Source organism: Apibacter sp. wkB309, assembly GCF_002964915.1.
Lineage (GTDB): Bacteria > Bacteroidota > Bacteroidia > Flavobacteriales > Weeksellaceae > Apibacter.
Genome location: NZ_PSZL01000004.1, coordinates 67,721 through 79,172, shown reverse-complemented (window position 1 = coordinate 79,172; position 11,452 = coordinate 67,721). Strand labels below are relative to the sequence as shown.

Sequence of the window (11,452 nt, the reverse complement as noted above, 5' to 3'; positions counted from 1 at the left end):
AATTCATTAAAAATTCACTTAATTTTCTTAAAAAATGCGTTAAAAAAGAAAAAAAAGCGTAAAAAAAAGTGGCTTAAAAATTAATTTTTTATTTATCAAATGAAAAAAATCATGTATTTTTATGAAAAATATTAGTAAGGTAATAGTTTGTAAAAACACAAAAATACAACTTAAAATTTATGAAACTTACTATTTTAGGATATAACTCAGCGGTTCCCACTGTTCGTACCAATCCTACATCTCAGTTATTAGAATGTAATAACCAATATTTTCTAATAGATTGTGGAGAAGGAACTCAAGTACAACTTAGAAAAGCAAGAGTGAAATTTACCCATATTAATACTATATTTATTTCTCATCTGCATGGCGATCATGTTTTTGGTTTGATCGGGCTTATATCTTCTTTTCATTTATTGGGAAGAACTGAACCTTTAACCATTTATGGGCCCAAAGGAATTAAAAAATTAATAGAAGTTCAATTACTATTAACTGAGAGTAGTAATCAGTTTGATATTAACTTTATTGAACTGACTTCTTTAAAAAGTGAATTAATTTATGAAGATAATAAATTGTGTGTTTGGACGATTCCATTAAACCATCGTATTTACACCAATGGGTTTTTATTTAAAGAAAAAGTAAAGCCGAGAAGGCTAAATATGGATGTAATTAGATACAATCCCGAAATTGAAGTATGCGATTATCATAATTTGAAATTAGGTAAAGATTTTATAACTCAATCCGGAGATATCATAAAAAATGAGTATCTTACCCTTCCTCCCAAACATTCTTACAGCTATGCTTTTTGTTCAGATACTAAATTCAGTCCCAATATAGTCCCGTTAATTAAAGGGGTTGATGTTTTATACCATGAAGCTACTTTTTTGGATGAATTAAGAGAATTAGCTTCTAAAACAGGACATACCACAGCATATCAAGCCGCAGAAATAGCAAAAACGGCAAACGTTAAAGTGTTAATATTAGGGCATTTTTCCAATCGTTATACCGATATATCCTTACTAAAAGAAGAAGCCAATCAAGTCTTTTTCAATACGATTTTACCCGAGGAGCTTTTAACTTTAGATTTTAATAAACTGATAATTAATTAAATAAAAGATGCAAATGATTAAATGAGTGATAAGGTAGTCTTTACACACAAAAACACTAATCAATATTACTTAATTGTTAGTACTTTTGCTTTTTACTAAACTAAACTAAACTGATAACATGAAAACTTTTCTAGACGGATATTTTAAGCTATCCGAAAATGGTACAACTATTAAAAAAGAATTAGTAGCCGGGATCATCACTTTTTTAACCATGTCCTATGCTTTGATTGTCAATCCTAGTATTTTATCGGAAACGGGAATGGATAGAGAAGCTCTTTTTACAGGAACTACGTTGGCTATAATTTTTGCGACGTTGTTAATGGGAATATTGGCAAAATTGCCCATAGCACAAGGGCCCGGAATGGGACTGAACAGCTTTTTTGCTTTTTCTGTAGTTTTAGGACTTGGATATTCTTGGCAATTTGCTCTAACAGCTGTTTTTATAGAGGGGCTTATATTTATAATTCTTACTTTTTTGAATGTCAGGGAAATGATAGTTAAAAGCATTCCTAGAGTACTGAAAGAGGCAATCCCTGTCGGAATTGGATTATTTATTACCTTAATAGGACTAAAAGGAGCGAATATCATTGTATCTGATCCCAATACTTTTCTTGCTTTAGGTGATTTTAAACAACATTCGGTATGGATTGCTTTTGCAGGATTATTGGTAACGGCTGTACTTCATTCGCGCAATATAAATGGATCCATCTTAGCGGGAATTGTAGTTTCCACATTATTCAGCTATTTGTTGGGCGACATACAATTACCTGGATCATTGGTAAGCATGCCTCCTTCCATTGAACCTATATTTGGTAAAGCTGTCGAACCGATGTTTTCTTCAGAAGGCTGGGACAAAATATTTTCAGTGGATATGTTGATTGTAGTTTTCACTTTTCTATTTGTTAATTTATTTGATACGATTGGAACTTTAATAGGAGTTGTATCTAAACTGGGATTGACGGATGAAGAAGGAAATTTTCCTCAAATGAAAAAAGCATTATTGTCTGATGCATTGGGAACAACGGTTGGAGCGATCTTGGGTACCAGCACGATTACTTCATATGTAGAAAGTGCTTCCGGGGTAGCCTCCGGAGGGCGAACCGGTCTTACAGCAGTTAGTACAGCATTGATGTTCTTTTTATCTTTATTTCTAGCACCTATATTTTTATTGGTTCCGGCAGCTGCCACAGCACCGGCATTAATTATTGTCGGTCTCTTTATGATTTCTTCTGTTGTAAAAATTAATTTTAATGATATCACGGAAGGTTTACCCGCATTTTTAACCATAATTTTTATGCCTTTTACATTTAGTATAGCTGAAGGTATTGTATTTGGTATGCTAAGCTTTACTTTATTGAAAGTATTAGGTGGCAGAAGAAAAGAGGTTACTCCAACGGTATATATTGTTTCGTTACTGTTTTTAGTAAAAATAGTTTTGGATGCATCGAAGATATTAGGATGAGATTGAAAGACGGTGATGATAAAAAACTAATTTATAGAAAGATAATATTTGATTAAGAATTTAATCTAATAAATATATATTTTTAAGTGGATGAATTAAATTTTACCATCTGGTTAAAATTTAATTCATCCATTGCCTTTTATTATTATCAAAATTTATAATTGATAAAATCTTTTATAAGTAAGGATCAAGCATTCATCTGTTTTAATTACAATTTTTATACTGAATTTGAAAACCGAAAAAATTATTAATTTGATAAATAAAACATTCAAGCTATTATCTGAATTATTTACGGTCTTATTTGACCGTTACCTTCTACAATCCACTTATAAGAACATAATTCATCCAGAGCCATAGGACCTCGTGCATGCATTTTCTGCGTGCTGATCCCTATTTCTGCACCCATTCCGAATTGTGCGCCATCTGTGAAGGCAGTGGAAGTATTAACATAAATACAAGCGGCATCAACCAGCTTTTCAAAAATTTTTATACATGATTTATTTTCGCTTATTATTGCTTCGCTATGTTTGGATCCGTAGTTCGCTATATGTTCAATTGCTTCCTTAATAGTATTTACCGTTTTTATAGACATTTTATAATCCAAGAATTCCATTCCGTAATTTGCGGAAGTTGCTTTATACAGTAAATTGGAGGGATAAGAGTTTTCTAATTGAGCGTATGCAGGTTCATCAGCATAAATAACTACTTTTTTCTCAATTAATTTTTTACACAATTCGGGAAGGTCCTGTATTCTTTCCTTATCAATAAGTAAGCAATCCAACGAATTGCAAACGCTAACTTTTCGGGTTTTAGCATTAAAGATGATCTCTTTTCCTATTTCTAAATTACCTTCTCGGTGGAAGTAAGTATGGCATACTCCTGCACCGGTTTCGATTACTGGGATTTTCGAATTTTCACGAACAAAATCAATAAGCTCTTTACTTCCTCTCGGAATAAGAAGATCAACATAATTACTTGCGTTCAATAATTGTAAAGTCGAAGAACGATCAGCGGGCAATAAATTACAAATATCAGGACTCAAACCCTCCTGTAGTAAAACCCTCTTAATAATCGAAACAATCGCTATATTAGAAAAAAAAGCATCAGAGCCTCCTTTCAAAATACAAACATTACCCGATTTTAAACATAAAGAAAATACATCGAAGCTTACATTGGGTCTGGCTTCATAAATAATACCTATAACTCCGAAGGGAACCGTAATTTTAGATAACTTAAGACCATTGGAAAGAATTTTTTCTGAAATTATTTTTCCTACAGGTGAGGGAAGAGAGGCAACTTTGCGAATATCTTTCGCTATATCTTGTATGCGTTCTTCAGTTAAAAGCAACCGATCAAATTTCGGATCGGAAGTAGACATCCTTTCTATGTCTTTCTTATTTTCAGAAAGAATATAGGGAATTGAATTTTCAGTTTCTTTGGCAAGAACTTCTAAAACTTGGTTGATTTTATAAGTATTAACTAAATTTAGTTCATTTACTGCTTTAACGGATGAGGTAAAAATATTTTGTTGAATAGAAGACATCATTTATTTTTCAATATATAAATAGTCGTAATGTATGATCGGCTTGTTGTTGGCCTGTCCTAAAATTTCTTTCGCTTTTTCGCTGGAATAGGAAGATCGTCCTATTCCAATTTGTTTTTTGGTGTGATCAATAATGCGAACAATATCATCAATTTCAAAATTTCCGACTATCCGAGTTACGCCCACAGGCAATATGCTGACAGCTTTAAAATTTAATAAAGCTTTTCTTACTCCTTCATTAATATGTATTTCTCCTTTAGCGAAACCTTCAGAATGGGCGATCCATTTTTTCACGCCCGAAATTTCTTTGGATGCCGGAATAAATCGGGTGGAAGGTGTGTCAACGCCATTTACAAGTCGAGAAATGATGTTTTTCACCCTTCCATTGGCAATAATTACTTCTATACCTTCTTCTGCTACTTTTCTAGCTATATTATATTTGGTTTTCATTCCGCCTCTTCCGGTAGTCGACCGCTTAGATTGTATATAATCCTCAACAGGATCACTTGAACTGTCTATTTCTTTTATAAGCTTAGATTCAGGGTCTGAAGGATCGCCGGTGTAAATTCCATCGATATTACTTAAAATAATCAATTTTTTGCAATCCATCATAGCGGCTATCAAGCCTGATAATTCGTCGTTATCCGTAAACATAAGTTCATTAACAGAAATCGCATCGTTTTCATTTACAATTGGAATCACATGATTTTCAAGCATAATATTCATGCAATTCCTTTGATTTAAATAATGCCTACGTGTTGAAAAATCTTCTTTAGTTGCTAATATTTGTCCGCATAGAATTCCATGTTGATTAAATAGGTCGTAATATCTATGGATTAATTTTACCTGTCCAACAGAAGAATATAACTGGCGAGCTGAAATACTGTCAAGTTTTGAGTGGGTTTTAAATTCATTTTTACCGGACGCTACTGCACCGGATGAAACCAGAATGATTTCCGTATTATTTTTATGAAGTTCAGCAATCTGATCAACGATATCAGACATTTGGGTAATGTCAAGAGTTTCATCCTTACGGGTTAACAGCTGACTTCCAATCTTTACAACAATTCTATCTTTCATGGTAAATGAATTTGTCGAAATAAAACAAAGGTAAACTTTTTTATTTTGACTAAAAGAATCTTATAAATTAAATAATAATTTATATAGTTATAAAAAAATCTATATATAAATATTTTTAAAAATTTGGAAAAATACTTTGTAAATAATTAGAGAAAAGAATAATATAAATGTAATAGTAAATTGAATATTTGTTCTCTGCGTTTAAATAAGTTATATTTGCATCCCAATTAAATTTAGTAATCTTTAAAAAGAAAAAATAATGACAGATGTTTTAAAGTGCCCAAAATGTTCAATGGAAAATGTTTATTTTGATGGTACTTCCTATGTATGCCCGGATTGTTTTTATGAATGGTCGGGAGAAGAATCGGCGGGAAATTCAATAGTTAAAGATAGCAACGGAGCTGAACTTCAAGATGGAGATGCGGTTACAGTCATTAAAGATCTTAAAGTAAAAGGTTCTTCTATGGTAATTAAAAGAGGAACTAAAGTAAAAAGCATCCGATTAACTGATAATCCGGAAGAAGTAGATTGTAAAATTGACGGTTCAAGTATTGTTTTAAAGACCTGTTTTCTTAAGAAATAAATTTTATAAATATATTTATACTTATGAAAGAGCTGCTTTAGTAGCTCTTTTTTTTGTTGTAACATTTCTTTGAATCCCTTTTTTAAAATCTATTTTTTAAGCTCTGTATAACAAGTAAATAAAAGTTATATATCGGAAATTAATTCATTTTGAAATAGCGAAAATTCAAAATAATAGTTTACTAATTTATTTTAATAAATATTGAATAACTTAATAAATATGTAAATATTTTATAAAAAAAACTTATATTTGAACTGTAATTAAAAATATTACAGTAATGAATGACCGCCATTTTACAGTTTCCATGCATATACTTACTCTTTTGGCAAAAAATTTGGATCAATGGCTACCGTCAGCTTATATAGCAGGAAGTTTAAATCTTAATCCTGTTATAGTCAGGAATGAATTAACCAATCTTCAAAAACATGGTTTTATAGAAACAAAAGAAGGAAAGAAGGGGGGAAGTAGATTATTAAAATCTCCTGAAAAAATTGCATTGTCTGAAATTTATTTAAGTGTTTACAATCAATCGCTAGTAGGAAAACTTTTACCATCTCCCAATCCTTTATGTTGTGTTGGAAAAAAAATTAATCAAAACATTAGCGAATTGAATGAAACTATTGAAGAGGTAGTATTTAAAAAACTGGAAGGAGTAACTCTTCAAGATTTCAGCATGAAATTTTAGGGAAAACAAATATGGAAATCTCATTTATTATATGAAAATAAGTTATCAAAGAATTAATTATTAATATATTAGTATACAAATTATGAAAAAAGTAGCATTAATAGGTGCCTCAGGATTTATAGGGTCACAATTAGTAAAAGAATTACTGAGCAGAGGGTACCAAGTAACAGCAATCGTTCGTTCGGCTGATAAAATTAAGAATGACGATAAAAATTTAAAAGTGGTAAGTGCAGATGTATTTGACACAGATAAATTAGTAGAAGTTTTAAAAAATAATGATGCAGTAATAAGTGCATATAATCCGGGTTGGACTAATCCGAATATTTACGATGATACAATAAAAGGATATCAATCAATAATTGAGGCTGTTAAAAAAGCGGGTATTAAGAGATTACAAGCGGTTGGTGGAGCAGGAAGCTTATTGGTAGCTCCGGGTAAAACCGTTGTAGATTCTGGAGCCATTCCGGATGAAATTTTACCGGGAGTTAAGGCCTTAGCATTAGTTTTAAAAGATCAATTTTTACCGGAAAAAGAACTAGATTGGGTGTTCTTTTCTCCTGCCGGAACTATTGAGCCGGGAGAAAGAACAGGAAAATATCGTTTAGGATTAGACAATCTTATTACAGATGATCAAGGGAACAGTAAAATATCAGTTCAGGATTATGCGAAAGCTATGGTTGACGAACTTGAAAATCCAAAACATCATCAACAAAGATTTACCATAGGATATTAAAAAAGGGAGTGTTTAAACTCCCTTTTTCTTTTTATATAGTAATGTATATTTTAAACTTTTAAATTGAAATAGTCTAACTTCTTAATTAATTTAAAATTTAGGTTATGAAGTAAAGACATACTATTATTTAAAGTTTTTCACTTTTAAGTTTAGGGATTTGCAAATCCCATCTAACAGCTATATATCTTAATAAAACTACAATTCCGATAGTTACAGCACTAATAAATGGTAAATTAAAGTTGAAGAATTGAAGCGTTACAAAAAAAATTCCTCCAACTATACAGGGAGAAGCATAAATTTCACGTTTAAAGATTCGAGGGACTTTGTTTAAAAGAATATCACGAATTACTCCACCTAAAACAGCTGTAATAGTTCCCATAATCACTATGACCCAAGAGTCATATCCTAACAACATAGCCTTTTCAGCGCCTACTACAACAAATAATCCAAGACCGATACTATCACTCCAAAAAAAGAAACTATTTAAATGATTAAGATGCTCACGTAGAAATATATAAAATAACAAAGAGAAAAGAGTACACCATACATAGATACTATTAAGCATCCAAAAAGGAGTTATACCCAAAAGAAGGTCTCGAAAAGTTCCTCCTCCAACGGCAGTAACAAAACCTAAAACAAAAGCACCAAACCAATCGCATTTTTTTGTTGCAGCACCCCGAACACCACTGATTGCAAAAGCAAATGTTCCTATAAATTCAATAATGTCAACGAAGCGGATTTGTCGAACTAATTCAAAAACGTATTCTTTCATGGTTATCAATTCAATTAAAACTTGCAAAATTACAATAATTTAGCATTAGCCGGTTTGAACGTTAATAATTTAATTAACTAAATTTTGATTGGTAAAATTCATAAAATATCAAAAACTAAAACTTTTAATTAGAGGGTTATATAAGAATTATCCCCTCTATAAAATAAGGAATTTAATTATCTCATTACTACTTGTTTGTAATATATATTTTATAAAATTGGAATAACCCATGATGATTAATTATAGGTTCAAATTTACCTAATTTTTCAGAACATATATAAGTCAAAGATTTGGTATGATTTTTTTGTTAATTATACATAATATGTTAACTACAGATTTAAATAAAAAGAAGCAAATTTTCATATCTTTGCGCACTACTTTAATTTAAGTCAGTTAATCAATTAACTTGAGATAACCTATAATGAATCAGGATTATATAAATATTTATGGAGCAAGAGAACATAACCTCAAAGATATTTCTCTTAAAATTCCCAGAAATCAATTAGTAGTAATTACCGGTTTAAGCGGAAGTGGAAAATCTTCCTTGGCATTTGATACAATTTATGCAGAAGGTCAAAGACGATATATCGAAACTTTTTCAGCCTATGCACGTCAATTTTTGGGAACTTTAGATCGTCCGGATGTAGATAAAATAGATGGATTATCTCCCGTTATAGCTATTGAACAAAAAACCACATCGAAAAACCCACGTTCAACTGTAGGGACCGTAACAGAATTGTATGACTTTTTTCGATTGTTATATGCCCGAGCTTCGGACGCATTTTCATACAAGACGGGTGAAAAAATGGTTACTTATTCGGAAGATCAAATTACTGATTTAATTTATAAGGATTTTTCAGGAGAGAAAGTTTTGGTTTTAGCGCCATTAATTAGATCAAGAAAAGGACATTATAGAGAGTTGTTTGCAAATCTGGCTAAAAAAGGTTTTTTACAAGTTAGAGTTGATGGAGAATTATTGGATATTGTTCCGGATATGAAGTTAGACCGTTATAAGATTCACGATATAGAGGTTGTAATAGATAAGCTGATTATAGATACAAAAGAGAATACCCAACGAATCATACAATCGATACGGTTAGCCATGCAATATGGAGAGGGTACCATAATACTTTTGAAGCAAGGAGAGGAGCAGGGAAAATATTTTAGTCGTAATTTAATGTGTCCCAGTACCGGGATTTCTTATCAAATGCCGGAGCCAAATACTTTTTCTTTTAATTCTCCTAAAGGAGCGTGTGAGCACTGTAACGGATTAGGAAGAGTTAAGGAAATTAATATAAATAAGTTGGTGCCCAATCCCAAATTATCTTTTGATAAAAACGTTTTTCCAATTTTTGAAGAACTTAGTCATACCGGATGGATTTTATCTCAAATAGATGTTATCCTAAAAAAGAATGGTTTTACAATGTCTACTCCATGGGAAAAACTTTCTGAACAAGCAAAAGATGAAATACTCTACGGGATAAATGATAAGGTTACTTTAGATTTAGATTATGCTCAAATAAAGAAGACCTATAAAGTAAATTTTGAAGGAATCATTGATTATATAACTCGTTTGTCCACCGGAAAAGATGAAGAAGAATCTCAAAAATTTAAAACTCAGGTATTTGAAGACAGAATTTGTCCGGTTTGTGAGGGAGCACGCTTAAAAAAAGAAAGTTTATTTTTTAAGATTGATAACAAAAACATTTCGGAAATAGCCCGTTTTTCTTTACAAAAATTAAGTGAATGGATTCATGAATTGCCTTCAAAATTATCTGAAAATAACCAAATAATTGCTAAAGATTTAATTCAAGAAATTTCCAAGAGACTCAGTTTTTTAGTTGACGTTGGTTTAGATTATCTTAGTTTGGATAGGCCGTCGCAGACCTTATCCGGTGGAGAATCTCAAAGAATACGTTTGGCTACACAAATTGGTTCTCAATTGGTCAATGTTTTATACATTTTAGATGAGCCCAGCATTGGGTTACATCAACGCGATAATATTAAATTAATAGACTCTTTAAAAAAACTTAGAGATTTAGGTAACTCTGTTTTAGTAGTGGAACATGATAAAGATATGATCCTAAATGCAGACTATGTAATAGATATGGGACCATTGGCCGGAAAGGGAGGGGGTGAGGTAGTTTGGGAAGGAAAACCACAAAATATATCAAAAGCAAATACATTAACTGCAAAATATATTAATGGAGAATTACAAATTCCCATACCCGAAGAACGAAGAAAAGGAAATGGTAATCATTTAAAATTAATAGGATGTACAGGAAATAACTTAAAAAATGTAACCCTGGATATACCTTTAGGGGCATTGGTTTGCATAACCGGAGTTTCCGGGAGTGGAAAATCTTCGTTAATAACCAATACATTATATCCTATATTAAATAAACATTTCTATCGTGCTGAAAAAGAACCTCTTCCGTATAAGAAGATTGAAGGTATTGAATTTTTGGACAAGATTGTAGATGTAGATCAATCGCCAATTGGTCGAACTCCAAGATCCAATCCTGCAACCTATACAGGAGTTTTTACAGATATACGAAACTTGTTTGCTCAATTGCCTGAATCAAAGATAAGAGGATATCAATTGCGTAGGTTTTCTTTTAATGTAAAAGGAGGAAGATGTGAAGTTTGTCAAGGTTCCGGATTGAAATTGATTGAAATGAATTTTTTACCGGATATATATGTTCATTGTGAAGCCTGTCATGGAAAACGATTTAACAGAGAAACTTTAGAGGTAAGATACAAAGGTAAATCTATTTCAGATGTATTGGATATGACCATAGATGAAGCTGTAGATTTTTTCCAGCCAATCCCTAAAATTCATCGCATTATTAAAACATTACAAGAAGTAGGTTTAGGTTATATTACTTTAGGACAGCAATCAACAACCCTATCGGGAGGGGAAGCTCAACGAGTTAAATTAGCTAAAGAATTAAGTAAAAAACAAACAGGGAATACCATTTATATATTGGATGAGCCAACTACAGGCTTACATTTTGAAGATATCAGAATTTTAATGGAAGTAATTAATCGTTTGGTAAATTTAGGTAATTCAATTATTATTATCGAGCATAACCTCGATGTTATTAAGGCAGCAGATTATATTATTGACATCGGATTGGAAGGAGGAGATAAAGGAGGTAAGATAATTGCACAAGGTACCCCGGAAGAAGTAGTTAAAAATAAAAGCAGTTATACTGCAAAATTTTTAAAGGATGAATTATAATTATTGCTAAATTATTTATAAACAAATTGTGTATTAATTACTCCGGCTACCCCCGTTCATAATTTACCTATTTATCTTAATTTCAATCAAGATTTTTAAAATTTGTTTCTGTGAAATAAAGAAATTTTACTTTTCAATAGTATTAATTTTATTAACATTTATTTTTTTTTCTTAAGATTATTTTAAGAAATTTTTAAAAAATTTTCTTCATATTTTTACATGAGTTTTTTAATGTATTTAATTG

9 protein-coding genes are annotated in these 11,452 nt (G+C 31.2%); 6 read left to right on the top strand and 3 right to left on the bottom strand.

What is annotated here, in order from left to right:
- Positions 1–179: 179 nt before the first annotated feature.
- Both C4S75_RS04100 and C4S75_RS04095 read left to right on the top strand, forming a co-directional pair.
- Positions 180–1,106: a ribonuclease Z gene (locus C4S75_RS04100; protein WP_105297053.1), complete on the top strand. Its 927-nt coding sequence runs from the start codon at positions 180–182 to the stop codon at positions 1,104–1,106.
- A 118-nt stretch (positions 1,107–1,224) separates the two neighbouring features.
- Positions 1,225–2,568 carry an NCS2 family permease gene (locus C4S75_RS04095; RefSeq protein WP_105297052.1) on the top strand — a complete coding sequence of 448 codons (1,344 nt, stop codon included), beginning with the start codon at positions 1,225–1,227 and terminating at the stop codon, positions 2,566–2,568.
- A gap of 289 nt (positions 2,569–2,857) precedes the next feature.
- Here the strand turns inward: C4S75_RS04095 and C4S75_RS04090 are convergent, their stop codons facing one another.
- Together C4S75_RS04090 and proB are read right to left on the bottom strand one after the other, a co-directional pair.
- Positions 2,858–4,114: a glutamate-5-semialdehyde dehydrogenase gene (locus C4S75_RS04090; RefSeq protein ID WP_255410580.1), complete on the bottom strand. Its 1,257-nt coding sequence runs from the start codon at positions 4,112–4,114 to the stop codon at positions 2,858–2,860.
- Entirely contained in the window at positions 4,115–5,191 is a 1,077-nt protein-coding gene (proB, locus tag C4S75_RS04085; protein ID WP_105297051.1) for a glutamate 5-kinase, read from the bottom strand.
- Positions 5,192–5,450: 259 nt separating this feature from the next.
- Here proB and C4S75_RS04080 point away from each other — a divergent pair, with 259 nt between their 5' ends.
- From C4S75_RS04080 to C4S75_RS04070, 3 genes are all read left to right on the top strand, one after another.
- Positions 5,451–5,774 (top strand): zinc ribbon domain-containing protein YjdM, encoded by a 324-nt coding sequence (locus C4S75_RS04080; RefSeq protein WP_105297050.1) that lies wholly within the window; start codon positions 5,451–5,453, stop codon positions 5,772–5,774.
- 277 nt (positions 5,775–6,051) lie between these two features.
- Positions 6,052–6,459, top strand: a complete 408-nt coding sequence (locus C4S75_RS04075; protein WP_105297049.1) for an Rrf2 family transcriptional regulator — start codon at positions 6,052–6,054, stop codon at positions 6,457–6,459.
- An 82-nt stretch (positions 6,460–6,541) separates the two neighbouring features.
- Complete coding sequence (locus C4S75_RS04070; protein ID WP_105297048.1) at positions 6,542–7,192, top strand: NAD(P)-dependent oxidoreductase; 651 nt, start codon at positions 6,542–6,544, stop codon at positions 7,190–7,192.
- 127 nt (positions 7,193–7,319) lie between these two features.
- Here the strand turns inward: C4S75_RS04070 and C4S75_RS04065 are convergent, their stop codons facing one another.
- The gene (locus C4S75_RS04065) at positions 7,320–7,964 is read right to left on the bottom strand and encodes a trimeric intracellular cation channel family protein (RefSeq protein WP_105297047.1); all 645 of its coding nucleotides are present in this window, start codon (positions 7,962–7,964) and stop codon (positions 7,320–7,322) included.
- Positions 7,965–8,385: 421 nt separating this feature from the next.
- On the opposite strand from C4S75_RS04065, the gene uvrA reads away from it, so the two are divergent.
- Positions 8,386–11,208 carry an excinuclease ABC subunit UvrA gene (gene uvrA / locus C4S75_RS04060; RefSeq protein WP_105297046.1) on the top strand — a complete coding sequence of 941 codons (2,823 nt, stop codon included), beginning with the start codon at positions 8,386–8,388 and terminating at the stop codon, positions 11,206–11,208.
- Positions 11,209–11,452 lie beyond the last annotated feature (244 nt).

What these genes read in the sequence shown, in the direction of transcription:
- C4S75_RS04100 (WP_105297053.1), top strand. Translation starts at nt 180, where the DNA reads ATGAAACTTACTATTTTAGGATATAACTCAGCGGTTCCCACTGTTCGT.
- C4S75_RS04095 (WP_105297052.1), top strand. Translation starts at nt 1,225, where the DNA reads ATGAAAACTTTTCTAGACGGATATTTTAAGCTATCCGAAAATGGTACA.
- C4S75_RS04090 (WP_255410580.1), bottom strand. Translation starts at nt 4,114, where the DNA reads ATGATGTCTTCTATTCAACAAAATATTTTTACCTCATCCGTTAAAGCA.
- proB (WP_105297051.1), bottom strand. Translation starts at nt 5,191, where the DNA reads ATGAAAGATAGAATTGTTGTAAAGATTGGAAGTCAGCTGTTAACCCGT.
- C4S75_RS04080 (WP_105297050.1), top strand. Translation starts at nt 5,451, where the DNA reads ATGACAGATGTTTTAAAGTGCCCAAAATGTTCAATGGAAAATGTTTAT.
- C4S75_RS04075 (WP_105297049.1), top strand. Translation starts at nt 6,052, where the DNA reads ATGAATGACCGCCATTTTACAGTTTCCATGCATATACTTACTCTTTTG.
- C4S75_RS04070 (WP_105297048.1), top strand. Translation starts at nt 6,542, where the DNA reads ATGAAAAAAGTAGCATTAATAGGTGCCTCAGGATTTATAGGGTCACAA.
- C4S75_RS04065 (WP_105297047.1), bottom strand. Translation starts at nt 7,964, where the DNA reads ATGAAAGAATACGTTTTTGAATTAGTTCGACAAATCCGCTTCGTTGAC.
- uvrA (WP_105297046.1), top strand. Translation starts at nt 8,386, where the DNA reads ATGAATCAGGATTATATAAATATTTATGGAGCAAGAGAACATAACCTC.